The sequence below is a fragment of the Pseudomonas sp. AN-1 genome, from assembly GCF_034057115.1.
In the GTDB taxonomy this organism is placed as follows: Bacteria; Pseudomonadota; Gammaproteobacteria; order Pseudomonadales; family Pseudomonadaceae; genus Geopseudomonas.
Genome location: NZ_CP139195.1, coordinates 4,360,597 through 4,385,041, shown reverse-complemented (window position 1 = coordinate 4,385,041; position 24,445 = coordinate 4,360,597). Strand labels below are relative to the sequence as shown.

At 71.8% G+C, this 24,445-nt stretch carries 19 protein-coding genes and 1 tRNA gene; 10 read left to right on the top strand and 10 right to left on the bottom strand.

The annotated features are described in order from the left end of the window. Positions 1-19 precede the first annotated feature (19 nt). A complete protein-coding gene (locus SK095_RS20600; protein WP_201485358.1) occupies positions 20-838 on the top strand; it encodes an enoyl-CoA hydratase in 819 nt (272 codons plus the stop codon). 23 nt (positions 839-861) lie between these two features. Continuing rightward, the gene (locus SK095_RS20595) at positions 862-1,974 is read left to right on the top strand and encodes an enoyl-CoA hydratase/isomerase family protein (RefSeq protein WP_320547347.1); all 1,113 of its coding nucleotides are present in this window, start codon (positions 862-864) and stop codon (positions 1,972-1,974) included. Between the two features lie 39 nt (positions 1,975-2,013). Here the strand turns inward: SK095_RS20595 and SK095_RS20590 are convergent, their stop codons facing one another. Next, the gene (locus SK095_RS20590) at positions 2,014-2,244 is read right to left on the bottom strand and encodes a hypothetical protein (protein ID WP_201485356.1); all 231 of its coding nucleotides are present in this window, start codon (positions 2,242-2,244) and stop codon (positions 2,014-2,016) included. A 187-nt stretch (positions 2,245-2,431) separates the two neighbouring features. Between SK095_RS20590 and SK095_RS20585 the strand changes: the two genes are divergently transcribed. After that, entirely contained in the window at positions 2,432-3,157 is a 726-nt protein-coding gene (locus SK095_RS20585; protein ID WP_320547346.1) for a pseudouridine synthase, read from the top strand. Between the two features lie 49 nt (positions 3,158-3,206). Then, positions 3,207-3,280 (top strand) — tRNA-Gly (locus tag SK095_RS20580). A 134-nt stretch (positions 3,281-3,414) separates the two neighbouring features. On the opposite strand, the gene SK095_RS20575 is transcribed toward SK095_RS20580, so the two are convergent. Further along, on the bottom strand, positions 3,415-4,152 hold the full coding sequence (locus SK095_RS20575) for an HPP family protein (protein WP_320547345.1): 738 nt from the start codon (positions 4,150-4,152) through the stop codon (positions 3,415-3,417). A gap of 263 nt (positions 4,153-4,415) precedes the next feature. On the opposite strand from SK095_RS20575, the gene SK095_RS20570 reads away from it, so the two are divergent. The 3 genes from SK095_RS20570 (at position 4,416) to SK095_RS20560 (ending at position 8,678) form a co-directional block, all read left to right on the top strand. Beyond that, a complete protein-coding gene (locus tag SK095_RS20570; protein ID WP_320547344.1) occupies positions 4,416-6,899 on the top strand; it encodes a heavy metal translocating P-type ATPase in 2,484 nt (827 codons plus the stop codon). A gap of 70 nt (positions 6,900-6,969) precedes the next feature. Continuing rightward, positions 6,970-7,647, top strand: coding sequence for a DUF4197 domain-containing protein (locus tag SK095_RS20565; RefSeq protein ID WP_201485354.1), 678 nt, complete (start codon positions 6,970-6,972; stop codon positions 7,645-7,647). Positions 7,648-7,811: 164 nt separating this feature from the next. Beyond that, positions 7,812-8,678: a DUF2279 domain-containing protein gene (locus tag SK095_RS20560; RefSeq protein ID WP_201485353.1), complete on the top strand. Its 867-nt coding sequence runs from the start codon at positions 7,812-7,814 to the stop codon at positions 8,676-8,678. 214 nt (positions 8,679-8,892) lie between these two features. Here SK095_RS20560 and SK095_RS20555 read toward each other — a convergent pair whose 3' ends face one another. The 3 genes from SK095_RS20555 to SK095_RS20545 form a co-directional block, all read right to left on the bottom strand. After that, positions 8,893-10,392, bottom strand: a complete 1,500-nt coding sequence (locus SK095_RS20555; RefSeq protein WP_320547343.1) for a TAXI family TRAP transporter solute-binding subunit — start codon at positions 10,390-10,392, stop codon at positions 8,893-8,895. A gap of 2 nt (positions 10,393-10,394) precedes the next feature. Further along, positions 10,395-11,585, bottom strand: a complete 1,191-nt coding sequence (gene gltS, locus SK095_RS20550; protein ID WP_320547342.1) for a sodium/glutamate symporter — start codon at positions 11,583-11,585, stop codon at positions 10,395-10,397. 76 nt (positions 11,586-11,661) lie between these two features. Continuing rightward, positions 11,662-12,369, bottom strand: a complete 708-nt coding sequence (locus SK095_RS20545) for a cupin domain-containing protein (RefSeq protein ID WP_320547341.1) — start codon at positions 12,367-12,369, stop codon at positions 11,662-11,664. A 281-nt stretch (positions 12,370-12,650) separates the two neighbouring features. On the opposite strand from SK095_RS20545, the gene SK095_RS20540 reads away from it, so the two are divergent. The 3 genes from SK095_RS20540 to SK095_RS20530 are packed head-to-tail and all read left to right on the top strand — an operon-like array spanning position 12,651 to position 17,893. Next, the gene (locus SK095_RS20540; protein ID WP_414153898.1) at positions 12,651-15,278 is read left to right on the top strand and encodes a DUF4118 domain-containing protein; all 2,628 of its coding nucleotides are present in this window, start codon (positions 12,651-12,653) and stop codon (positions 15,276-15,278) included. 4 nt (positions 15,279-15,282) lie between these two features. Beyond that, on the top strand, positions 15,283-15,996 hold the full coding sequence (locus tag SK095_RS20535; protein WP_320547339.1) for a response regulator transcription factor: 714 nt from the start codon (positions 15,283-15,285) through the stop codon (positions 15,994-15,996). Then, complete coding sequence (locus tag SK095_RS20530) at positions 15,989-17,893, top strand: potassium transporter Kup (RefSeq protein ID WP_320547338.1); 1,905 nt, start codon at positions 15,989-15,991, stop codon at positions 17,891-17,893. The genes SK095_RS20535 and SK095_RS20530 overlap by 8 nt, the downstream gene beginning before the upstream one ends. Positions 17,894-17,934: 41 nt before the next feature. Here the strand turns inward: SK095_RS20530 and SK095_RS20525 are convergent, their stop codons facing one another. The 5 genes from SK095_RS20525 to SK095_RS20505 all read right to left on the bottom strand — a co-directional run bounded on the left by SK095_RS20525 (position 17,935) and on the right by SK095_RS20505 (position 24,422). Further along, a complete protein-coding gene (locus SK095_RS20525) occupies positions 17,935-19,326 on the bottom strand; it encodes a hypothetical protein (RefSeq protein WP_320547337.1) in 1,392 nt (463 codons plus the stop codon). A gap of 50 nt (positions 19,327-19,376) precedes the next feature. Continuing rightward, on the bottom strand, positions 19,377-21,404 hold the full coding sequence (locus SK095_RS20520) for a TonB-dependent receptor (RefSeq protein ID WP_320547336.1): 2,028 nt from the start codon (positions 21,402-21,404) through the stop codon (positions 19,377-19,379). Positions 21,405-21,623: 219 nt separating this feature from the next. Next, positions 21,624-22,001, bottom strand: a complete 378-nt coding sequence (locus SK095_RS20515) for a DUF2946 domain-containing protein (RefSeq protein WP_320547335.1) — start codon at positions 21,999-22,001, stop codon at positions 21,624-21,626. A 105-nt stretch (positions 22,002-22,106) separates the two neighbouring features. After that, positions 22,107-22,916 carry an ethanolamine ammonia-lyase subunit EutC gene (gene eutC, locus SK095_RS20510; protein ID WP_320547334.1) on the bottom strand — a complete coding sequence of 270 codons (810 nt, stop codon included), beginning with the start codon at positions 22,914-22,916 and terminating at the stop codon, positions 22,107-22,109. Between the two features lie 108 nt (positions 22,917-23,024). Next, entirely contained in the window at positions 23,025-24,422 is a 1,398-nt protein-coding gene (locus tag SK095_RS20505) for an ethanolamine ammonia-lyase subunit EutB (protein WP_320547333.1), read from the bottom strand. Between the last annotated feature and the right edge of the window lie 23 nt (positions 24,423-24,445).

Here is a 24,445-nt window from a genome sequence, read left to right as displayed (position 1 = left end):
CCGAAGCCCGAGGACCGTCATGAGCAACGCCGTCGAACCCTACAAGTCCGCCCCCTTCGACCTCACCCACAAGCTGACCGTCGAGAAGCACGGCCACACCGCGCTGGTCACCATCAACAATCCGCCGGCCAACACCTGGGACCGCGACTCGCTGATCGGCCTGCGCCAGCTGGTCGAGCACCTCAACCGCGACGACGATATCTACGCCCTGGTGATCACCGGCCAGGGCGCCAAGTTCTTCAGCGCCGGCGCCGACCTCAAGCTGTTCGCCGACGGCGACAAGGCCCGTGCGCGCAGCATGGCACGGCTGTTCGGCGAAGCCTTCGAGGCGCTGCGCGACTTCCGCGGGGTGAGCATCGCCGCCATCAACGGCTACGCCATGGGCGGCGGCCTGGAGTGCGCGCTGGCCTGCGACATCCGCATCGCCGAACGCCAGGCGCAACTGGCCCTGCCCGAGGCCGGCGTCGGCCTGCTGCCCTGCGCCGGCGGCACCCAGCACCTGGCCTGGCTGGTCGGCGAGGGCTGGGCCAAGCGCATGATCCTCTGCGGCGAGCGGGTCGATGCCGAGACCGCGCTGCGCATCGGCCTGGTCGAGCAGGTGGTCGACAGCGGCGAGGCGCGCGGCCACGCCCTGCTGCTCGCCGCCCGCGTCGCCCGGCAGAGCCCGGTGGCGGTGCGCGCGATCAAGCCGCTGATCCAGGGCGCCCGCCAGCGCGGCCCGAGCAGCTGGCTGGCCGAGGAGCGCGAGCGCTTCGTCGACCTGTTCGATGCCGACGATACCCGCGAGGGCGTCAACGCCTTCCTGGAGAAACGCGACCCGCACTGGCGCAACCGCTGAGGCGCGCTGCGCCGGAGGCCCGCATGAACCTGATCTTCGAAGAGCGGCCATGCCGCCACGGCTTTCGCCTCGGTCTCGCCAGCCTCGACGCCGGGGCGAGCCTCAACGCCCTGTCGCTGCCGATGATCGAGGCACTCGCCCACCGCCTCGCGATCTGGCAGGACGATCCGGAAATCGCCTGCGTGGTGCTGCGTGGCAACGGCGCCCGGGCCTTCTGCGCCGGCGGCGACGTACGCGCCCTGGCCGAGGCCTGCCGTGCCGACCCCGGCACGGTGCCGGCGCTGGCGCGGCGCTTCTTCGCCGACGAGTACCGCCTGTTCCACCGCCTGCACCACTACCGCAAGCCGCTGCTGGGCTGGGCCCACGGCTACGTGATGGGCGGCGGCATGGGCCTGCTGCAGAGCACCGGCCTGCGCATCGTCACACCGTCCAGCCGCCTGGCCATGCCGGAAATCGGCATCGGCCTGTACCCCGATGTCGGCGCCAGCTGGTTCCTCGGCCGCCTGCCCGGCCGGCTCGGCCTGTTCCTCGGCCTCGGCGCCAGCCAGCTCAACGCCCGCGATGCCCTCGACCTCGGCCTGGCCGACCGCTTCCTGCTCGACGAGCAGCAGGAAGCCCTGCTGCACGGCCTGGCGCAGCTCAACTGGAACGAGCAGAGCGCCAGCCAGCTGCACAGCCTGCTGCAGGCCCTGGAACGCGAGGCCCTGGCCCGGCTGCCCGGTGCCGAACTGCTGCCGCGCCGCGAGCGCATCGACCGCCTGCTCGACGTCGCCGACCTGCCGGCCGCCTGGCACGCTCTCACCGCCCTGCAGGGCGACAGCGATCCGCTGCTGGCCCGCGCGGCCGCCACCCTGGCCAGCGGCTGCCCGCTCACCGCCCACCTGGTCTGGGAACAGCTGCGCCGCGCGCGCCGGCTGTCGCTGGCCGAGGCGCTGCGCATGGAATACGCGATGAGCCTGAACTGCTGCCGCCACCCCGAATTCGCCGAGGGGGTGCGCGCCCGGCTGATCGACAAGGACAACCGCCCCCGCTGGCACTGGCCGCAGGTCGCCGCCATCCCGCCGAGCGTGGTCGAGGCCCACTTCGCCCCGACCTGGGAAGGCGAGCACCCGCTGGCGCAGCTCGGCGACAGCTGAGTACCGCCGCCGGAGCGCTACGGGGTGCCGGCGACGGAATCAGTCGTCGTAGTAGCGATAGCCGTCGCGTCGATCCTCCCAGCGCTCACGGCGCTGGCCGCGGTCATCCCAATGATGGTGACGATGGCCGCGTCCCTCCCACTGGCGATGCCGATCGCCGCCATCCCAGTGACCATGCCCGCCGCGGTAGCCGTGGTCATGGTCGTCATCGTAGACCACGCACCCGGACAGCCCGAGCAGCATTCCCAACAGCAACACGGCAACACGCATGGATCGATTCCTCCGCGGCACGGGCCCGATTGGCCCATTGCTGAGACGCCGAAGCGCCTGCACAAGTTCAGCGCGCCAGGCGAACGCGCACCGGCACCTGCGGCGCTGCCCCGCGCGCGCTAACATGCCACGCCACCCGCCCGAACGGGCTGGCAACGACCGCCCCGCCACATCGAGAGCCTTCCCCATGCGCCTGGACCGCTTCCTCAGCAAGCGCCCCGAACTCAATCGCCAGCAGGTCCGCCAGTTGCTGCTCGCCGGCCGGGTGCAGGTCGACCGCCTGGCCGAGTGCGACGGCCATCGCGAGATCAACGGCTTCAACCGCATCGAGCTGGACGGGCAACTGCTGCAGGCCGGCCAGACCGCCCGCTACCTGATGCTGCACAAGCCGGCCGGGGTGGTCAGCGCCACGAGCGATCCGCAGCACCGCACCGTGCTCGACCTGCTGCCGGCAGCCGAGCGCGCGGGGCTGCACATCGCCGGGCGCCTGGACGGCAACACCACCGGCCTGCTGCTGCTGACCAACGACGGTCAGTGGTCGCGGCGCCTGACCCTGCCGGGCAGCAAGCTGCCCAAGGTCTACCGGGTGGAGACCGCCGAGCCGATCGACGCCGAGTACGTCGACACTTTCGCGCGCGGCATCTACTTCGCCTTCGAGGATCTCACCACCCTGCCCGCGCACCTGGAGATCCTCGACAGCCACAGCGCCCGTCTCACCCTGGTCGAGGGCCGCTACCATCAGGTCAAGCGCATGTTCGGCCACTTCCGCAACCGGGTGACCCGCCTGCACCGCGAGAGCATCGGGCCGATCCGCCTCGACCCGATGCTGCAACCCGGCCAGTACCGCCCGCTCGATGCCGCGGAAATCGCCTGCTCCGGCCCCTTGCCGGCGGCTCAGAGCGATTCGGCATAAAACGAGCTTCACCTCGTTCGCATCTTCTGGTAAAAAGACGGCCTGAAAAGCGGGCGTCGTATAATGGTAATACCCTAGCTTCCCAAGCTAGAGCCGTGGGTTCGATTCCCATCGCCCGCTCCAGATCTCGAAAGGCCCTCGGAAGAGGGCCTTTTTCTTTGCCGCCGAGCGTTGCGGCTTCCCCGCGCGGTGCTACGCCGCGCCCACGCGCGATCATCGACCCTCCCCGCCGCCCGGCAACACCCGGTTCCGCTCGCTCAGCCCGGTTCGCGCTCGGCGAACACCTCGGCCATGCTGCGCTGGCGGGCATGGCGCTCGCTGCGCCGGACGATCTCCTCGAGATCCTCCGCCGTCACGTCGACGAACTCACCGAACTCCTTCAGGGCCTGTTGCAGGTCGGCGGCGGTGATTCCTGCCTGGATCTCGGGCGGCGACACGGCGAGCGACACCGGCTCCGCGCTCGGTGCCTTGGGGTAGCGCACGCCGGTCAGGTTGTTGAACAGCAGCGCGCAGACGAGCAGGCCCGCGGCCGCCAGCAGCACCGGCAGCAGTATGCCGAAGCCCAGCGCGGACACCTGCGGATGTCCCTGTGCCAGGCACAGCGCCAGCGCCGCACCCGGCGGATGCAGGCAGCGCAGCGCGCACATCGTCAGCAGGGTGCCACCGAGGGCCAGCAACGCCGTGGCCAGGACCGGCAGGTGCAGCAGGCCGACCGCGGTCGCCACCAGCGCCGCGCACAGGTAGCTGCCGAGGATCGACCAGGGCTGCGACAGCGCCCCGGACGATACCGCGAACAGCAGCACCGCCGAGGCGCCGAGCGGGCCGAGCATGCTCAGGGCCAGCTCGCGGCCGAACAGGGCGCCGCACAGCAGCAGGGGCAGCAGTACGCCGAGCCCGGCGCCGAGCGCAGCGCGCGTCCATTCGAGGGGGTGGGTGTGCAGGGCGGGCGGGAGAAGGCGGGCAACCCGCGCAACGAGTTGTCTGGCAGGAGTCATGGCAGTTCCGGAGGGACAAGGTTGTTCGCCCCGCCACCGTCCACCGCAGCGGCTTCCCTCTGGCGGGGCATGCGCGCTGCCGGCTTCGTCCGGCGCACAGGGCGGATACAGTCTGTCCGCCCCCGAGGGCCGGAACAAACGAATAATCCTGCAGCATCGGTGCAATTTTATTGATTGATGGCCGCGGCCGGCGCCGGGGCTTGACCTTGCCACCATTGGAAGCCCTAAGGTGGCGGCATGCCTCAGCCGGATCAGGAGCCCCCATGAACACGCCCGCCCCCCTCCGCCAGGACGGTCCGCCGCCGCTCACCCTGAGCATCGACGGCATGACCTGCGCCTCCTGCGTCGGCCGCGTCGAGCGCGCCCTGCGCAAGCTGCCCGGGGTGACGGACGCCAGCGTCAACCTGGCCACCGCACGCGCCGAGGTCAGCTTCGCCGGCGCCCCCGACGTCGCCGCCGCCATCGCCGCCGTGCAGCAGGCCGGCTACGCGGTGGCCGAGGAAACCGTCGAGCTGGACGTGCGCGGCATGACCTGCGCCTCCTGCGTGGCTCGGGTCGAGCGCGTGCTGGGCAGGGTGCCCGGGGTGACCGAGGCGCGCGTCAACCTGGCCAGCGAGCGCGCCCAGGTGCGCGTGCTGCGTGGCGTGCCGGTCGGCGCGCTGGTCGCCGCCATCGAGCGCGCCGGCTACGCCGCCGAGCCGCTGGCCGCCGCCGGCGCCCAGGCCGACGCCGAGGAGGCGCGCCGCGCGGCCGAGCTGGCCGAACTGCGGCGCTCGCTGCTGCTCGCCGCCGTGCTCACCCTGCCGGTGTTCGTGCTGGAGATGGGCGCACACCTGATCCCCGCCCTGCACCACTGGATCCTCGCCACCCTCGGCCAGCAGACCAACTGGCTGGTGCAGGGCGTGCTCACCACGGCGGTGCTGTTCGGCCCCGGCCGGCGCTTCTTCCGCCTCGGCGTGCCGGCGCTGCTGCGCGGCGCGCCGGACATGAACTCGCTGGTGGCGGTCGGCACCAGCGCCGCCTGGCTGTTCTCGCTGGTCGCCACCCTCGCCCCGGGCCTGCTGCCGGCCGGCACCGTGCACGTCTACTACGAGGCGGCGGCGGTGATCGTCAGCCTGATCCTGCTCGGCCGCTTCCTTGAGGCGCGCGCCAGGGGGCGCACCTCGGAGGCGATCCGCCGGCTGGTCGGCCTGCAGCCGCGCACCGCGCGGGTGCGCCGCGACGGCCAGGCGCTGGAGCTGGCCATCGACGCGGTGCGCGTCGGCGACCTGGTCGAGGTGCGCCCCGGCGAGCGGGTGCCGGTGGACGGCGAGGTGGTCGAGGGCGACAGCTTCGTCGACGAGTCGATGATCACCGGCGAGCCGCTGCCGGTGGCCAAGGCGCCCGGCGCCGCGCTGGTCGGCGGCACCGTCAACCAGAACGGCGCGCTGACCCTGCGCACCACGCGCATCGGCGGCGACAGCGTGCTGGCGCAGATCATCCGCCTGGTCGAGCAGGCCCAGGGCGCCAAGCTGCCGATCCAGACGCTGGTCGACCGCGTCACCCTGTGGTTCGTGCCGGCGGTGATGCTCGCCGCCCTGCTGACCTTCGCCGCCTGGCTGCTGTTCGGCCCGGCGCCGGCACTGACCTTCGCCCTGGTCAACGCGGTGGCCGTGCTGATCGTCGCCTGCCCCTGCGCCATGGGCCTGGCCACGCCCACCTCGATCATGGTCGGCACCGGCCGCGCCGCCGAGCTGGGCGTGCTGTTCCGCCAGGGCACCGCCCTGCAGTCGCTCAGGAACGCCCGCGTGGTGGCGCTGGACAAGACCGGCACCCTGACCCGCGGCAAGCCGGCGCTGACCGACCTGCTGCTCGCCGAAGGCTTCAGCCGCGAGTCCGTGCTGGCCGCGCTCGCCACGGTCGAGGACAGGTCCGAGCACCCCATCGCCCGCGCCATCGTCGCCGCGGCGCAGGCGGAGGGCCTGCCGCTCGGCCGGCTGGAATGCTTCGAGGCGGTCACCGGCCTCGGCGTGCGCGCCACGGTGGACGGCGTGCGCGTGGAGATCGGCGCCGACCGCTTCATGGCGCAACTGGGCCTGGACGTCGCCATCTTCTCCGACGCGGCGCAGCGCCTGGCCGACCAGGCCAGGACCCCGCTGTACGCCGCCATCGACGGCCGCCTGGCGGCCATGCTGGCGGTGGCCGACCCCATCAAGGACGGCACCCCCGAGGCGATCCGCGCGCTGCACAGCCTGGGCCTCAGGGTGGCGATGATCACCGGCGACAACCGCCGCACCGCCGAGGCCATCGCCCGGACGCTCGGCATCGACGAGGTGATCGCCGAGGTGCTGCCGGACGGCAAGGTCGCCGCGGTCGAGCGCCTCAGGGCCGCCCACGGCCAGTTGGCCTTCGTCGGCGACGGCATCAACGACGCTCCGGCACTGGCCGCCGCCGACGTCGGCCTGGCCATCGGCAGCGGCACCGACGTGGCCATCGAGGCGGCCGACGTGGTGCTGATGTCCGGCGACCTGCGCGGCGTGCCGGGTGCCATAGCCCTGTCGCGGGCGACCCTCGGCAACATCCGCCAGAACCTGTTCTGGGCCTTCGCCTACAACACCGCGCTGATCCCGCTGGCCGCCGGTCTGCTCTACCCCTTCAACGGCATGCTGCTGTCGCCGGTCTTCGCCGCCGGCGCCATGGCGCTGTCCAGCGTGTTCGTGCTGGGCAACGCCCTGCGCCTCAAGCGTTTCCGACCGCCGGCGCTGTAGCGGCGGTCGCAGCGTGACGGCTCGCCGAGCTGCTAGGATGAAGAACACTCACCAGCCAAGGATCGCCCCCATGCGCCGTATCGCCACCCTGCTCGCCGGCCTCGCGCTCAGCGCCAACGCCCTCGCCCTGTCCCTCGCCGACCTCACCCAGCAGGACGCCAGCGGCGGCCTCAAGGACGCCCTCAGCCAGGGCGCGCGGATCGCCGTGCAGCAGCTCGGCAAGCCCGGCGGCTTCAGCAACGATCCCGACGTGCGCATCGGCCTGCCGGGCAACCTCGGCAAGGTGGCCAAGACCATGAAGATGATGGGCATGGGCACCCAGGTCGAGCAGCTCGAACTGACCATGAACAAGGCTGCCGAGGCCGCGGTGCCCGAGGCTCAGGCGCTGCTGCTGGATGCGGTGAAGAAGATGACCATCAGCGACGCCAAGGGCATCCTCGCCGGCCCGCAGGACGCCGCCACCCAGTACCTCAGCCGCACCAGCCGCGAGCAGATCCGCGCGCGCTTCCTGCCTATCGTCAAGCAGGCCACCGACAAGGTCGGCCTGGCCCAGCAGTACAACGCCTTCGCCGGCAGCGCCGCCAATTTCGGCGTGCTGGACGCCAAGAGCGCCAACCTCGAGGGCTACGTCACCGAGCAGGCCCTCGACGGCCTGTTCGAGGTGATCGCCGAGCAGGAAGCCGGCATCCGCCAGAATCCGGCCGGCGCCGCCACCAGCCTGGCCAAGAAGGTGTTCGGCGTGCTCTGACCCGCGCCAGCCGACGCGCCGCTCCCGCAGGAAACCCACAGGAAGCCCGCCCCGTGCGGGCTTCCTGCCGTCCGGGCTGTGCCGCGCCGCCGACACCGCGACTACGCTTGGAGGACCTGGCGCAGCCGCGCCAGCCGCATCCTGCCCAACGGGGAGGCACCGAGTTGCCTGCATCGTCCACACCGCCTCGCCTGCTGGCCTGCCTGCTCGGCGCGCTCGCCACCTCGTCGCTCGCAGCCCAGGCCACGCCGCCCGACGACAGCGGCGAGCGCACCGCGCACGGGTGGAGCCGCGAACGCAAGGCCCAGGCGCTCAACTTGGGCATCGTCGCCGGCGTCACGGCCTACGGCTTCGCCAAATGGGACTGGGGCGAAACCTCGTTCCGCAGCTCAAGCGAGGGCTGGTTCGGCAGCCACACCGACTACGGCGGCGCCGACAAGCTCGGCCACGCCTACACGGGCGCGGTGGCCACCGCGCTCACCGCCGGCCTCTATCGCCGCTGGGGCTACGACGAGGCCCAGGCGGCACGCCTCGGCGCGTTCAGCGGCCTGCTGCTGACCAGCGCAGTGGAACTGGGCGACGGTTTCTCGCCCGAGCATGGCTTCAGCTGGGAAGACCAGGTCGCCAACCTGGCCGGCGTGGGCCTGGAGTATCTGCGCCAGCGCCATGCCGGCTGGCGCGAGCGCGTGCAGTTCCGCTGGGAGTACTTCCCGTCGCCCGCCGTGCGCCACGGCCAGCACAGCGACCTCACCACCGACTACTCCGGCTCGCGCTGGATGCTCGCCTTCACGCTGCGCGCCTGGGGTGCGCGCGACTCGGCGCTCAGGCATTTCGACCTGCTGGTGGGCTATGGCACCCGCGGCTATGGCGACGACGACCGGGAGTTCTTCGACGACACCGAGCGGTATCCCTTCATCGGCGTCGGCATCGACCTGTCCCTGCTGCTCGACACCCTGGGCGCCTCGCCATCCACGCAACGGCTGTTCGAGTACCTGCAGATCCCCGGCACCGCTCTGCCGCTGCCACCGTAGAGACGACGGGCCTGCCACCACGCCCCCGCTTGCGGGCATGGCGCACGCTCGGCGACCGCTGCACCTGGCCGCCGGTCGGCGGCGGCGGAGCGCCCCGGGCTCTTCACGCTTTTTTCACCTCGGCCCCTGCACTATCGAACCAGCTGAAGGACCAGCGCCCCAGTGAGAAGCCCGCCATCGGCGGGCTTTTTGCTGTCCGGGCGACGCCCCTGGCCTAGCGCGCCCCGGCGCCTGCCGGGCCAGCGTCGAGGGCGCGCAGCGCCCCCTCGTGCAGGGGCACGGTGAGGGCTCGCCGGGCGTTGGCAGGCGACAGCTGCTCGCCCTGGATGCTGCCCCACGCCAGCCAGCGATTGCTCGGGGCGAACAGCGCCCGCACCAACTGCTCGGCCTCCGCGGCACTGAACTGCTGGTCGCACAGCAGCAGGCTGCTCACCGCCAGGGTGGCGACAGGGGCCGGCTGGCGGGGATAGCTGCCGGCAGCCAACGACATGGCGAAGGTGCCCGGACGGCTGGCCACCAGTTGGCGGACGGCCGGCTCGTCGAGGGGCAGCAGGCGCAGATCGAGCGCCTCGCTGGCGGCGCGGATCTGGTCGGCCGGCGCACCTATCACCTGGATCACCGCATCGAGCCGACCGTCGCGCAGCGCCGCCAAGGCCTGCTGCAGGTCGAGGCTGGCCGCTTCGCCGAGATCCTCCGGCTTGAGCCCATGGGCCGCCAGTACCGCCAGCGCGGTGTCGCGCGAAGCCGAGCCCGGCTGACCGAGATTGACGCGCTGGCCGCGCAGGCCGGCGATGGCGCGGATCGGCCCGGCGCCGCGCACCAGCACATGGAGCGGCTCCGGGTAGAGGCTGGCCAGGGTGCGCAGCTGGCTGTACGGACCTTCCCCGGCGAAGGGGCCGCTGCCGGTGCTGGCGTAGTGCACCGCGTCGCTCTGCGACAGGGCCAGCACGACATCGCCGCGGCGCAGCATGCGCAGGTTGGCCACCCCGCCCTCGGTGGTCAACGGCACGACGTGCAGGCCCCGCTCCCCGAGCAGGCTGCCCAGGGCCACGGCGAAGCGTGCGTACTGTCCGCCGGCGGGACCGCCGGCCAGCGGATAGCCGTGGTGCAGGCGGCTCAGTCGTCCCTGGATGCTGGCCAGCGAGCGCTGCATCTCGTCGCGGATGATCTGCCGCTCGCTCACGCCCGCGCCGGTGGGCGAGAGTTTCAGGGCGGTGCCGACCGCGGCGATCAGCAGCTCGTCGGGCGAGCCGGTGCCGCCCTCGCTGGGCTGCGGGGCACGCGGTGCGCTGAAGCCCTGCGGCACCACAACCTGCCAGCCGCCCTCGACCTGCCGGTAGATCAGGCTGCCGTGCGCTTTGAGCCGGTCGCCTCGGCGGTTGCCGCCGCTCTGCACGCCGGACAGCCCGCGCGGCCCGGCGCCGAGGGCGCTGATCAGGCTGGCCACCCCGGGCGACTCCCAGGAACCGAAATCCTGGTCGCGCAGCAGCTCCAGCTCGCTGTCGAAATACACCACCACGCGCGTTTCCTCGGGCGGCGCCTTGGCATCGCTGGCCGAGCCGCGCCGCTGCAGCTCGGCGATACCCAGGACGCCCTCGCCGAACGCCTGGGTCAGGCGTCGCTGCAGGTCGCCCTCCAGCGTCGCCTGGTCGGGGCCGCGCGAACAGGCGCCCAGCAGCAGGGCCAGCACGACGACCAGCAAGGTGCGCAACATGATCAGCCCCCCATCCACGGCAGCGTCAGGAATCCGGTCAGCACCAGGGCGTTGAGCAGATCGATGAGGAAGGCGCCGACCAGCGGCGTGACCACCATGGCCTGCGGCGCCGCCCCGTGCTTGCGGGTGATGGCCTGGATGTTGGCCATCGCGGTGGCGGTGGAGCCGATGGCAAAGCCGCAGAAGGACGCCGAGAGCACCGCACTCTCGTAGTCGCGGCCGACGAGGCGGTACACCACCCAGGCTCCGTAGAGCACGGCCAGCACGGTCTGGGCGACCACCATGAGCAGCAGCGGGCCGGCCAGGCCGACCACCTGGGCGAGGTCCAGGGCCATCATGGTCATCACCAGGAACAGCGACAGGGTCAGCGACGCCATCAGGTCGATCGCCCCGTCGTTGAGGCGCAGCCCCAGCAACGGCGCCAGGTTGCGGATCGCCACGCCGAGCAGCAGGCACCAGAGAAACCCCGGCACGGTCACCGTGCCCTCGCCGACCCAGGCGGCCAGTTGCTGCCCGCCGACCAGCGCCAGCAGCGTGGCGGCCAGCACACCGAGAAAGTTGGCGAGGTTCACCGGCGCCTCGGCTGACCCGCCGTCCGCCTCGGTCGCGTGGTCATGTGCGCCGCCGGCCAGCCGGTGGCGACGGATCAGCCACTGGGCCAGCGGGCCGCCGACGATGCCGCCGAAGACCAGACCGAGCGTGGGCGCGGTCATCGACAGTTCCATGATCGACTGCAGGTTGTTCACCTCGGCGAAGCGCTCGGCGTAGGCCGCGCCGGTGCCATGTCCGCCGACCAGGGTGATGGTGCCGCCGACCAGCCCCATCAGGGGGTGCATGTCCAGCCCCAAGGCGATCAGCAGGCCGAGGATGTTCTGCAGGAACAGGAAGGGGATCATCACGATGACGAACTGCACCAGGCGCCTGCCGCCCTGCCTGAGCATGCCGAGATTGGCCGACAGCCCCACCGCGGCGAAGAAGGCCAGCAGCAGGCCGGGCTTCATCACCGTGTCGAACTGCGGCTGGAAGGCGGCGAGGTGGCCGGACAGGGTCAGGCCGATGGCGAACAGCAGCCCGCCGGTGATCGGGTCGGGAATGTTGTAGTGGGAAAGTACCGGGATCAGGCGGTTGACCAGGCGGCCGAGCAGCAGCGCCAGCACCGCGACCAGCAGGGTTTCCAGGGGTTGCAGGGTCACTTCGGTGCTCCTCCGCCGAGAACGGGCAACGACCGATGACCCGCACCGGTCGAGGCGGGACGGCGCGCAAGCGCCCTCAGGAGAGGATAGTCGAAGACAGCTCCTTGCCCGCCACATCCCAGCAGGTCGGCGCGCCGACATGCCCGGTCTTGACGAAGACCACCGCGCCCTCGCGGGAATGGCGCCGCACGCAGCTGCCACGCGGATTGCGCAGCCAGGTGCCGGCCGGGTAGTCGCCGGCCTCGTCGCTCAGCTGGCCGAACAGCACGAACAGCTCCTCGCCGCCCGGGAAGCACTGACTCGGACACTCCGTGCCGGGCTCCAGGCGCTGCAGGGCGGTGCGCACGTCGCCATGCTCGTGCAGCGCCAGCTCGGCCAGGCCGGCGATCCCGCTGCGCTGCCAGGGCAGGCGTCGGGTATCGAGGCTGACGCTGGCCTGGTCGTCCGGGGCGAACTGCCAGAGCTTGACCAGCAGGGTGCAGCCCTCGACCGAGGCCGGCGCGTGCCGGCTGCCCGGCGGGTTGCGCAGGTAGCAGCCGGCCGGATAGTCGCCGCTTTCGTCGCTGAACACCCCGGCCAGCACGAGGATCTCCTCGCCGCCGCCATGCACATGGGCGGGGAAGTGGCTGCCGGCGGCGAAGCGCACCAGGCTGGTGGCGCGCGCCACCTCGTCGCCGACGCGATCCAGCGCAATGCGCTGCACGCCTGGCTGCGGCGAGTCCTGCCAACGCGCGGTGGCGGTGTGCAACACCACACGCCGTTCGAAATCGTCATTCAGGTTCATCGCCGCCACCTCAAGACAGGCCCCGGGGCACCCGCGGCGCACCCCGTGCGCCGGGTCGGATGTCCATCATACGTCCGCCGCCGCCCCGCGGCGACCACCGCTCGGCCGCGCGCCCGCCCGCGGTCTAGACTGGACGGGCCGCGATCTGCTCGGCGGCTGAGCCCCGGCGTTTTTACTGATTCTTTACGCCCTGCCGCTGCCGGGCGGAGGAAAATCGCCCCTGCCGGTTTCATCCTTGTGCAGGCAGCGATTCCCCCATGACTTCCAGCGATGGTCTTGCAATGAACGACAGCGGCGCAACCGCCAGCCGGGCCGGCAACCCGCCCGGCCGGGAAAGACGCGGCCAGGCCGGTCGCCTCAAGGTTTTCCTCGGCGCCCCGGGGGCAGGCCAGACCCTGGCCATGCTGCAGGACGCCCAGGCGCAACTGCGCAGCGGCATCGCCCTGCGCGCCGGACTGGTCGCCGCCCGCGACGCCGCGAGCGCGGCCCTGCTCGCCAGCCTGCCGCAACAGCCGCCGCGCCGCGACGGCGCCCAGCGCGCCACGCTGGACCTCGACGGCCTGCTGGCCGACCCGCCGGCGCTGACCCTGATCGACGACCTCGCCCGGGCCAATCCGCCCGGCAGCCGCCATGCCCGGCGCTGGCAGGACGTGCAGGAGCTGCTCGCCGCCGGCATCGACGTGTACGCCACGCTCGATGTGCAGCATGTGGAAAGCCTCAACAGCCAGGTGCGCGAGCTCACCGGCCTGCAGGTGCACGAGACGCTGCCCGACTGGCTGCTGCTGGAGGCCGACGAACTGGTGCTGGTCGACCGCCCGCCGCGCGAGCTGCTGGAGCGCCTGCAGCACGGCGAGGCCCGCCTGCCGGACAGCCTCGCCAGCCTGGAGCGCCTCACCGCGCTGCGCGAGCTGGCCCTGCAGTTCGCCGCCAGCCGCGTCGACGCCGACCTGCAGCGCTGCTACCGCCAGCACGGCCAGGAAGCGCCGGCCGTGCTCGGCCGCCTGCTGGTCGCAGTCGACGGCAACGCGCTGGCCGAGCATCTGGTGCGCCATGCCTGCCGTCTGGCGCAGCGCCGCCAGCTGCCGTGGAGCCTGGTGCATGTGGACACCGGCGCGGTGCTCGACGAGACCGCGCGCCGCCAGCTGCAGGCGGCCCAGCAACTGGCCGAGAACCTCGGCGGCGAGGTGGTCAACCTGCGTGCCGGCGATGTCGTCGGCACCCTGGTGCAGCACGCCGTCGAGCGCCGCGCCAACGTGCTGCTGGTCGGCCCCAGCCGGCCCTGGCTGCTGCGCCCCGGCTTCTCCCGCGGCGTGGTCGGCCGTCTGCTGCGCCTGGGCCGCAACCTGGAGATCAGCATCCTCAACACCGGCGGCGAGCCGTCGCCGAGCGCGCCGCTGCCACGGGCGGGGCGCCTGACCGACTACCTGCTCGCCGCGCTGGCCACCCTGCTCGCCACGGCGGCGGCCTGGAGCGTCTCCCACGTGCTGGCGCTGCCGAACATCTCCCTGGTGTTCCTGCTCGGCGTGCTGCTGGTCGGCGTGCGCAGCAGCCTGGGCCCGGCGCTGCTGTGCGCGGCGCTGTCGTTCATCGCCTACGACATCCTGTTCATCTCGCCGACCTTCTCGCTGACCATCCACCGCCAGGAGGACATCCTCACCCTGCTGTTCTTCCTGGTGATGGCGGTGCTCACCGGCAACCTGGCCGCGCGCCAGCGCCGGCAGATGGACGCCCTGCGCGATGCCCAGGCGGAAACCGCCACGCTGCTCGAACTGTCGCGCAAGCTCGGCGCCGCCAGCGAGCGCCAGGCGGTGCTCGACGCCGCCCTGCAGCAACTCGCCGGCTGGCGCGACCTCGAGTTCTGCCTGCTCGGGCGCAGCGGCAGCGGCGCGCTGCTCGTCGAGGCCGGCTGCGCGGCCCACCTCGACGAGCAGGAGCGGAATGCCGCCGAATGGGCCTGGCGCCACAACCAGCCGAGCGGCCTGGGCACCCACACCCTGGCCGGCGGGCGCTGGTGGTGGCTGCCGCTGTCCAGCCATGCCGGGCCGCTGGCCCTGCTCGGCGTGCGGGCGAAGGCCGGCGGCGCCGTGCCGGCCGCGCGCCGGCGCCTGCTCGCCGCCCTCGGCCAGCCGCTGGCCCAGGCCCTGGCCCGCGTGCAGCTGGCCCGGGAACTGGAGGCGGCGCGCCTGCAGACGGAGACCGAACAGCTGCGCAGCGCCCTGCTCGCCTCGGTGTCCCACGACCTGCGCACGCCGCTGACCGTGATGCACGGCGCCATCGACAGCCTGCTCACCCTCGGCGAGCAGATCGGCGCGGCGGATCGCCGCGAGCTGCTGGAAGGCACGCGCAACGAGGCCGAACGGCTCGACCGCTACATCCAGAACCTGCTCGACATGACCCGCCTGGGCCACGGCGAGCTCAAGCTGGAGCGCGACTGGGTGGCGCCGGCCGACATCGTCGCCAGCGCGCTGCAGCGCCTGCACCCGGTGCTCGCGCCGCTGCGCCTGGAGACCGTGCTGGCCGACGAGCTGCCGCTGCTGCACGTGCACGCCGCGCTGATCGAGCAGGCGCTGGTCAACGTGCTGGAGAACGCCGCGCGCTTCTCGCCGCAAGGCGGCCGCCTGCGCCTGACGGTGGAGGCCGACGCCAACGAGCTGCGCCTCGCGGTCAGCGACGAGGGGCCGGGCATTCCGCCGGACGAGCGGGACAGGATCTTCGACATGTTCTACACCGCGGCGCGCGGCGACCGCGGCGGCAAGGGCACCGGCCTGGGGCTGGCGATCTGCCAGGGTATCCTCGGCGCCCACGGCGGTGCGGTGACGGTGGCCGACGGCCTGGACGGGCGCGGCGCGACCCTGTGCCTGCACCTGCCGCGGCAGGCGCAGCCGGGCGAAGCCGATGGGGAGGGCTGACGGCATGCCGGGAGCGCAGCAGAGCATCCTGATCATCGACGACGAGGCGCAGATCCGCATGATCCTGCGCATCAGCCTGGCCGCCCAGGGCTACCGGGTGCTGGAGGCCGGCAGCGGCCGCGCGGGCCTGGCGCTGGCCGCCGAGGCCCGCCCCGACCTGCTGGTGCTCGATCTGGGCCTGCCGGACCTGGACGGCCGGGAGGTGCTGGCCGAGCTGCGCCGCTGGTCGGCGATGCCGGTGCTGGTGCTGTCGGTGCGCGCCGGCGACAGCGAGAAGGTGCTGTGCCTGGACGGCGGCGCCAACGACTACGTGACCAAGCCGTTCAGCATCCCCGAGTTCCTCGCCCGGGTGCGCGTGCTGCTGCGCCCGCCGCCGCTCGCCGGGCAGGTGGCCGGGCCGGTGCGCTGCGGGGCGCTGCAGGTCGACCCCGGCGCCCGGCGGGTCAGCCTGCACGGGCAGGAGATCGCCCTGACACCCAAGGAGTACGCCGTGCTGGCCGCCCTCGCCCGCCAGCCGGGCCGGGTGGTCACCCAGCAGCAGCTGCTCAGGGACATCTGGGGGCCGACCCACCTCGAGGACAGCCACTACCTGCGCGTGGTGGTCGGCCACCTGCGCCAGAAGCTCGGCGACGACCCCGCCGCACCGCAATTCATCGCCACCGAGGCCGGCATCGGCTACCGGCTGCGCGAACATCCCCCGGAGCCGCTCCATGACTGACACCACCCTGCCCGCCAACCACGAACGGCCGCACGCGCCGTCCTCGCAGATCAGCCTGCTGGTCGCCGCCACCGGGGTGGTCTACGGCGACATCGGCACCAGCCCGCTGTACACCCTCAAGGAGGTGTTCGCCGGCCACTACGGCGTGCAGGTCAACCACGACGGCGTATTCGGCACCCTCTCGCTGATCTTCTGGTCGCTGCTGTGGGTGGTGTCGCTCAAGTACGTGCTGTTCATCCTGCGCGCCGACAACGAGGGCGAAGGCGGGGTGATGGCGCTGACCGCCCTGGCCCGCCGGGCGACGGCGGCGCATCCACGGCTGAGTTCGGGTCTGGTGCTACTCGGCCTGTTCGGTGCCGCGCTGTTCTATGGCGACAGCATGATCACTCCGGCGATTTCGGTACTGTCGGCCATCGAAGGCCTGGAAATCGCCTACGAGGGCGTCAGCCATTGGGTGATTCCCCTGTCGGTCGCGGTACTGGTCGGCCTGTTCCTGATCCAGAAGCACGGCACCGCGCGCATCGGCATCCTGTTCGGCCCGGTGATGGTGGCCTGGTTCTTGGTGCTCGGAGCGCTGGGGGTGTACGGCATCAGCCGCAACCCCGAGGTGCTGCAGGCGCTCAATCCCTGGTGGGCACTGAACTTCTTCCTCGCCCACCCGGGCATCGGCGTGGCCATCCTCGGCGCCGTGGTGCTGGCACTGACCGGCGCCGAAGCGCTGTACGCCGACATGGGCCACTTCGGCCGCAAGCCGATCGCCCGCGCCTGGTTCGCCCTGGTGCTGCCGGGGCTGGTGCTCAACTACTTCGGCCAGGGCGCACTGCTGCTGGGAACCCCCGAGGCGGCACGCAACCCCTTCTACCTGCTGGCACCGGAGTGGGCGCTGCTGCCGATGGTCGCCCTGGCCACCCTGGCCACCATCATCGCCTCGCAGGCGGTGATTTCCGGGGCCTTCTCGCTGACCCAGCAGGCCATCCAGCTCGGCTATGTGCCGCGCATGCAGATCCAGCACACTTCCCATGCCGAGCAGGGACAGATCTACATCGGCGTGGTGAACTGGGCGCTGATGGTCGGCGTGGTGCTGCTGGTGGTCGGCTTCGAAAGCTCCGGCGCGCTGGCCGCCGCCTACGGCGTGGCGGTGACCGGCACCATGCTGATCACCACGCTGCTGGTGGCGGCAGTGATGCTGATGCTGTGGCGAGTCCCGCGCGGGCTGGCGATCCCGCTGCTGCTCGGCTTCCTGCTGGTCGACAGCCTGTTCTTTTCCGCCAACATCGCCAAGATCTTCCAGGGCGGCGCCTTCCCCGTACTGGCCGGTATCGCCCTGTTCACCCTGATGACCACCTGGAAGAGCGGCAAGAAGTTGCTGTTCGCGCGCCTGGACGAAACCGCCCTGCCGCTGCCGGTGTTCATCGACAGCATCTGCCTGCAGCCGCCGCACCGGGTCGACGGCACCGCGGTGTTCCTCACCGCGCGGCCGGACGCCGTGCCGCATGCCCTGCTGCATAACCTGCTGCACAACCAGGTGCTGCACGAGCAGGTGATATTGCTCACCGTGGTCACCGAGGACAGCCCGCGGCTGCCCGAGGATCGCCGCTTCGAGGTGGACAGCTACGGCGAGGGCTTCTTCCGCATCATCCTGCACTTCGGCTTCATGGAGGAGCCCGACGTGCCCGCCGCCCTGCGCCAGCTGCGCCGCGATGGCCTGGATTTCAGCCCGATGCGCACCACCTACTTCCTCAGCCGGGAAACCGTGATCCCCAGCAAGCGCATCGGCATGGCCAACTGGCGCGAGAAGCTGTTCGCCTTCCAGCAGCGCAACTCCAACAGCAGCATGCGCTACTTCAAGCTGCCGGTGAACCGGGTGATCGAGCTGGGCACCCAGGTGGAGATCTGACGGCGACCTGCCGCGCCGCACGGCGCGGCAGGTCCGCCCCCTCAGCCGGGCCGGCGCCGGCGCAGCAGCCACAGGCCGAGCCCGGCCAGCAGCAGATGGGCCAACGCCAGGCCGCTGACCAGAACGTCCTTGGCCGGCTTGCCGAAGCGCCCCAGCACCTCCCACTTGTGCAGGTAGGCGAAGCTCCAGCCTTCGGCGCGGTCGCCGTCGGCCACCCGCGCCGCCAGCGCGCCGTCGAGCGGATCGACGTACAGCGCGGTGCGCGCTCCGTCGGCATAGCGGGCCCTGAGCACCGGCAGGCGCTTGAAGACGAAGCCGTAGTCGTGGTCGAAGCGCTCCTGCACCTCGACCGCCTGCGGCTGGCCGAGGCCCAGCGCTGCGGCGTAGTGGCCGAGGCGCTGCTCGCCGTAGCGGCGCGCAGCGCCGTCATCCAGCGCCTGTCCCGCACCGCTCAGGTAGCGCACGCCAACCATGCCGTCGGCGGACAACTGCTCCAGCCGCCAGGCCGGCGCCCCGTCCAGCAGCACCAGATCGAGCCGGCGCGCGCCCGCGCCGTAGTCCGGCCAGCCTGCCTGCGGCGCCGCGTCCAGCCCGGCGACCGGGTAGCTCGGCTGGAACGGCGCCGGCAGCGGCACCGCGTTGACCTTGTGCCACAGATGCCAGCCGCCGCTGACCGCGAAGCTGCCGGTGACCAGCGCCAGCAGCAGGCCGAGCCAGCCGTGCGCCCGCCGCCGCCACGGCGCGCGGGACTGCCGCGGGCGGGCGAGGAACAGCGCGACGCCCAGCGCCGCCGTGGCCAGCAGCGCCGCCAGCAGCAGGCTCATCAGCAGCGGGCGCAGCAGGCCGGCGCCGTCCAGCCAGCGGAAGCTGTGCACGGCCTGGAACAGCCGGCCGAACCAGGCCTTGCGCTCGTCCACCAGGGTGCCGAGGCGGTCCTGGTAGAGATCCAGATACAGACGCAGGCCATCCTCGCGCGCCGTATCCACCCGCGCCACCGGCAGCAGGCGGTTGACGAAGGCGTACTCGCCGTCGAACCCGCTCAGGCTGCCGGCATAGCGCAGCGGCTCGGTCGTCCCCAGATAGTGCTGCGCCAGGCGCTCGGCATGGCGGGCCAGCAGATCGGCCGGCGCCCCGCTGCGCGCGTGCCAGTAGCGCGGCTCGGCGGCGCCGGGCAGGCGCGCCTGATAGTAGGGTTCGCCATCCAGCACCAGCAGGCGCAGGGCCTGCACTTCGCCGAGGCCCGCCGCGCCGAGCACCGTGGCCGGTGCCTGCAGCCCCTGCAGCGGCAACAGGTCTGCCGGCGGTAGGAACACCGCCGGGCGCGGCTGCAGGTTGCTCATCAGCGGGTGCAGCACGCCACTGGCGGCCCAGCCGAGCACACCGAGACAGGCCAGCAGCGCCAGGCGCCGGTGCCACGGCAAGAGCCGTAGCACGCGCTGGCGCCAGCTCGGCCGCAGCCTGCGGCCGATCCCCTGCGCGGCGGTCACAGCCGCCACTCCAGGCCGACGTACAGGCTGCGGCCGTCGCCGGGGAGGAACTGCGCGCTGTCCTGGCCACGGGCGTCGGCGATCACCCCGGTGGTGGCGGCATAGGTCTTGTCGGAGAGGTTGCGGCCCTCGACGAAGAAGCCCCAGCCCTCGCCCGCCCGGTAGCCGCCCTTCAGGCCCCAGATCGCGTAGCTGTCGGCGTACAGGCTTTCTGCCTGGTCGACGTTGTAGTGCGTCGGCACCCACTCGAAGGTCGGCCCGGCGTACCAGCCGCCCTGCTGCCACAGCGCCTCGCCCTTGACGAACTGGCGCGGCGCGCCGGCCAGGCGGTTGTCGCCGTAGACGGCATCGTCGTCGAAACGGAAGTCGTTGAACAGGTACTGGCCGCGCAGGACGATCCGGCCGAGGGTCCAGGCGCCGCCCAGCTCGATGCCCTGGTGGATGGTGCGCTCGGCGTTGACCGTGCCCAGCGGCTGGCCGTTGCCGTCGTTGAGCGCCAGCAGTTCGTCGCGGATCTCGCTGCGGTAGATCGCCAGATCCAGGTCGAGATCGCCGCGCGCCCAGCGCAGGCCGGCTTCCCAGGTGTTGGCGCGCTGCGCGTCGTTGCGGGTGATCACCTGGCCGCCGGTCAGCTCGCTGAAGGTCGGCGGCTCGTAGCTCTGGCTGAGGTTGGTGAACAGCTGCACGTCCGCGCTCAGGTCGTGGCGCAGGCCGATGCGGCCGAGGCGGCCGACGTAGGTGGCGTCGAACGACTCGTCGCGCGCGGTGACCAGGCGGTCGTCCACCTCGCGCTGCTGGTGCAGCCAGGCGACCCCGCCGATCAGCGCCCAGCGCTCGGCCAGCGGCACCTCCAGCTCGGCGAAGGCGTTCAGGTTGCGCGCGGTCTGCTGCAGCTCGTTGACCTTGGCGCCCTTGTGGCCGCCGACGTTGAGGTAGCGCGAGTCCCGGTTGCGCCCGTGGCTGACCTCGACGCCGCCGGTCCAGCGCCAGCCGTCGCCGCTCGCCCACTTGTGGCTCAGGCGCAGGCCGTAGTCCTCGCTGTCGATATCCAGTACCTGGAAGATCGGGTGGAACAGCGACTTCTCGCTGTAGTAGCTGGCCAGCTCCAGGCGATGGCCGTTGCCCAGCTGCAGGGTGCTGATGTTGCCGACCCGGTCGAGGGTGAAGTCGCGGCGCTGGTCGCCGCTGAGGCTGCCCGCCGCGGCCTGCTCCGGGTCGCGGCGCATCTGCGCCTTGGTCAGGCTGCCGGGCAGCTCGGAGTCGGTTTCCACATGGGTCAGGTAGAACCGGGTGGCCAGGCGCTCGCTGATCTGCCCGCCGAGGTTGGCGAAGTAGCGCTGGTTGTCCTGGCGGGCGTGATCGCGAAAGCCGTCCTGGGCGTAGTCGCTGACGCTCAGGTAGGCGTCGGCCGCGCCGAAGTCCTCGGCCACGGCGCCGAACAGCCGGCGATAGCCGAAGCTGCCACCTTCGACGCGCAGGTCGAGCGGCGCGGCCGTCTGCCCGGTGGGGGCGACGAAGTTGATCGCGCCACCGAGGTTGGCCGCACCGTAGCGCCAGGCGTTGGCGCCGCGCAGCACCTCGATGTGGTCGGTGGCCAGCGGCTCGATGGTCTGGAAGTCGAAGCTGCCGTCGGCCAGATTGACCGGCGCGCCGTCCTGCATCAGCAGCAGGCCGCGGCCATGGAAGGTGCGCTGCAGGCCGGAGCCGCGGATCGACAGGCGCGCCTCCTCGGCGCCGAAGCGCGGCTGGACGAACACCCCGGGGGCAAGGCCCAGGGCGTCCTGCAGGGTGCTGCTGCGCCCGCTCTTGTAGGTCTCGGCGTCGACGACCGTGGCGCCGCCGGGAATCTGCGCGAACTCGACGCGCTTTTCCGTCAGCGTGGGCGCGGTCGGGTCGGTCTTCCGGCCCTTGCTGATGACGATGGGCTGCAGCTCGACTTCCTCGGGCCGGGTTTCCTCGGCATGGGCGGTCGAGGCCAGTGCAATGGCGAGGGCGAGCAGACTCGGAATGGGATAATGGCGCATGGCGATCTCCTGATGCTTGTTCTTCTGGTTCCATGGACTTGCGTGGCCTTCCCCGGCGAGCGGGCGGCGGATCATCCGCGCGCCGGCACTCCCCGGCCGGGGCAAGGCGGTCAAGCTGGGCAAGGACTTGCAGGGCGGCGGCACAGACGGCGCACAGGCCCGCCGCGGCTCAGCCCGAGGCTGGTCCGCAGGGGAAACGGTGGCGTCTGTGCGCGGAGATCAGGGCGCGCGGGGATTGGCCGGGGGCCAGGTGTTACGGGGTGCGGGCCGTTCGTCGCGGCTCGCCGGGCGCAGCCAGCGGCGCTGCGGCCGCAGCCACTGGCCGAGGGCGAACAGCAGGGGCAGTACGACGAGGACGAAGGAGCTGCAGCAGGAGCAGCCGAAGACGCCGAGCGCGTCGCCGGGCGCGGGGTCGCTGAAACCGCTGTCCAGCGTCGGGCCGGCATCGTCCTGCAGCGAACAGAAGGCGCCGCCGAGACCGTTGAGCTTGAGGCCGGCCATCTGGCCGTGGCCCAGGCTGCAGGCGAACACGCCCAGCAGGAGGCTGCAGTACAGCACCCAGGCGGTCAGCATGCGGTCGGTCGGCGAGAGTTTCATGTGTTCCAGAGTAGCCCGGCAGGCCAGTCACAGCGCGCTGGCGGCGCGCGATTATCAGGAGCTCGGCGAAACCGGCGAATGCGACAAGGTGCCGCACCCGAAACCTCAGCGCCCCCCTTGCAGCAGGAAGTTGCCCTTGCCACCGCCGTCCAGGCTCGGCACCTCGGCCTCGTCCTTGAGCTCCACACCGGACAGCTGGCGGCGGCAGGCCTCGCGCATCAGGTACAGCAGGCGGAAAGCGGCCATGCCGTAGCTGAGGCCTTCCAGACGCACGTTGGAGATGCAGTTGCGGTACGCATCGGTGAGGCCGACCTTCGGCCCGTAGGTGAAGTACAGACCGAGGCTGTCCGGCGAGCTGAGGCCGGGGCGCTCGCCGATCAGGATCACCGTCATCTTCGCGCCGAGCAGCTCGCCCACCTCGTCGGCCACCGCCACCCGGCCCTGTTCGACCAGGCTCACCGGCGCCAGCGTCCAGCCTTCGGTCTGCACCTGCTCGAGCAGGCGGTCGAGAAACGGCAGGCTGTGGCGCTGCACCGCCAGCGCGGACAGGCCGTCGGCGATGACGATGGCCAGATCGCAGCCGCCGCCATGCGTGGCGGCGTGCTCGCGCAGGAGCTGCGCGGAGTCGGCGTGCAGGCGCCGACCGAGGTCGGGGCGCTGCAGGTAGGTGTCGCGGTCCCTGGCGGCGCTGCGCAGGTGCAGGCAGTCGAGACCGAGCGAGCCGAGCGATTCGCCCAGCGCCGCGACGTCGAGCGGGGTATGCACGGCGTCGCGCGCCTGGGCGTGGGCGAACTGGAAGTCCAGCTGCGCGGCAGTCGGCAGGCTGGTGCCGGCGCGGCCGAGGGCGATGCGCGCCGGGGTCAGGCCACGCAGCTGCTGCCAGGGGTTTTCGGTGGCGGGGGATTTTTCGGGCATCGGAAACCTCCGGGTGCCGTTGTATTGGGTAGTCCACCTGTAGGGGCGAATTTATTCGCCTTGACGGGTGGCATGGCGAATGAATTCGCCCCTACGGGCATGGAACGGTCAGGGACCGAGCTGCGCCAGCGCCTGGCGAAACGCCGGCGGCAGCTCGTCGCCCAGGCGTACGCGGCCGCCCTGCTGGTGCAGGATGCCCATGCGCGCCAGCCACTCCTCGAACTCCGGCGCGGCGCGCAGGCCGAGCACCTGGCGGGCGTAGAGCGCGTCGTGGAACGAGGTGGTCTGGTAGTTGAGCATCACGTCGTCGGAGCCGGGGATGCCCATGATGAAGTTGATCCCCGCCGCGCCGAGCAGGGTCAGCAGCATGTCCATGTCGTCCTGGTCGGCCTCGGCATGGTTGGTGTAGCAGATGTCGCAGCCCATCGGCACGCCGAGCAGCTTGCCGCAGAAGTGGTCCTCGAGGCCGGCGCGGATGATCTGCTTGCCGTTGTACAGGTATTCGGGGCCGATGAAGCCGACCACGGTGTTGACCAGGAACGGCTTGAAGTGGCGCGCCACCGCGTAGGCGCGGGTCTCGCAGGTCTGCTGGTCGACGCCGTGGTGGGCGTTGGCCGACAGCGCGCTGCCCTGGCCGGTCTCGAAGTACATCAGGTTGCTGCCGAGGGTGCCGCGCTTGAGGCTGAGGCCAGCCTCGTAGCCCTCCTGCAGCACCTTCAGGTTGATGCCGAAACTGGCGTTGGCCGCCTCGGTGCCGGCGATCGACTGGAACACCAGGTCGAGCGGCGCACCGCGCTCGATGGCGGCGATCGAGCTGGTGACATGGGTCAGCACGCAGGACTGGGTGGGGATCTCGTAGCGCTGGATCACCGCGTCGAGCATCTCCAGCAGGGTGCAGATCGAACCCATGCTGTCGGTGGCCGGGTTGATGCCGATCATCGCGTCGCCGTTGCCGTAGAGCAGGCCGTCGAGGGTGCTGGCGGCGATGCCGGCCGGGTCGTCGGTCGGATGGTTGGGCTGCAGGCGGGTCGACATCCGTCCGCGCAGGCCCAGGGTGTTGCGGAAACGGGTGACCACACGGATCTTCTGCGCCACCAGGATCAGGTCCTGCACGCGCATGATCTTCGACACCGCGGCGGCCATCTCCGGGGTCAGCCCCGGCGCCAGGGCGCGCAGACTGGCCTCGTCGGCCGCATCACCGAGCAGCCAGTCACGCAGGCCGCCGACGGTCAAGTGGCTGACCGGGGCGAAGGCGGCGGCGTCATGAGTGTCGATGATCAGGCGGGTGACTTCGTCGGCCTCGTAGGGGATCACCGCCTCGACCAGGAAGTGCTTGAGCGGCACCTCGGCCAGCGCCATCTGCGCGGCCACCCGCTCGGCGGCGCTGGCGGCGGCGACGCCGGCCAGGTAGTCGCCGGAGCGCGCCGGGGTGGCCTTGGCCATCAGCTCGCGCAGGCTGTCGAAGCGCCAGGTCTGGCCGCCGACGGTGTGGACGAATTGAGCCATCTGTTGGTTCTCCTCGCGGCGAC

Coding starts and splice junctions, on each gene's coding strand:
- SK095_RS20515 (WP_320547335.1), bottom strand. CDS start 22,001: ATGAAACTCTCGCCGACCGACCGCATGCTGACCGCCTGGGTGCTGTAC.
- SK095_RS20530 (WP_320547338.1), top strand. CDS start 15,989: ATGACTGACACCACCCTGCCCGCCAACCACGAACGGCCGCACGCGCCG.
- SK095_RS20555 (WP_320547343.1), bottom strand. CDS start 10,392: ATGTTGCGCACCTTGCTGGTCGTCGTGCTGGCCCTGCTGCTGGGCGCC.
- SK095_RS20585 (WP_320547346.1), top strand. CDS start 2,432: ATGCGCCTGGACCGCTTCCTCAGCAAGCGCCCCGAACTCAATCGCCAG.
- SK095_RS20505 (WP_320547333.1), bottom strand. CDS start 24,422: ATGGCTCAATTCGTCCACACCGTCGGCGGCCAGACCTGGCGCTTCGAC.
- SK095_RS20570 (WP_320547344.1), top strand. CDS start 4,416: ATGAACACGCCCGCCCCCCTCCGCCAGGACGGTCCGCCGCCGCTCACC.
- SK095_RS20535 (WP_320547339.1), top strand. CDS start 15,283: ATGCCGGGAGCGCAGCAGAGCATCCTGATCATCGACGACGAGGCGCAG.
- eutC (WP_320547334.1), bottom strand. CDS start 22,916: ATGCCCGAAAAATCCCCCGCCACCGAAAACCCCTGGCAGCAGCTGCGT.
- SK095_RS20565 (WP_201485354.1), top strand. CDS start 6,970: ATGCGCCGTATCGCCACCCTGCTCGCCGGCCTCGCGCTCAGCGCCAAC.
- SK095_RS20595 (WP_320547347.1), top strand. CDS start 862: ATGAACCTGATCTTCGAAGAGCGGCCATGCCGCCACGGCTTTCGCCTC.
- SK095_RS20590 (WP_201485356.1), bottom strand. CDS start 2,244: ATGCGTGTTGCCGTGTTGCTGTTGGGAATGCTGCTCGGGCTGTCCGGG.
- SK095_RS20575 (WP_320547345.1), bottom strand. CDS start 4,152: ATGACTCCTGCCAGACAACTCGTTGCGCGGGTTGCCCGCCTTCTCCCG.
- SK095_RS20540 (WP_414153898.1), top strand. CDS start 12,651: ATGAACGACAGCGGCGCAACCGCCAGCCGGGCCGGCAACCCGCCCGGC.
- SK095_RS20600 (WP_201485358.1), top strand. CDS start 20: ATGAGCAACGCCGTCGAACCCTACAAGTCCGCCCCCTTCGACCTCACC.
- SK095_RS20520 (WP_320547336.1), bottom strand. CDS start 21,404: ATGCGCCATTATCCCATTCCGAGTCTGCTCGCCCTCGCCATTGCACTG.
- SK095_RS20545 (WP_320547341.1), bottom strand. CDS start 12,369: ATGAACCTGAATGACGATTTCGAACGGCGTGTGGTGTTGCACACCGCC.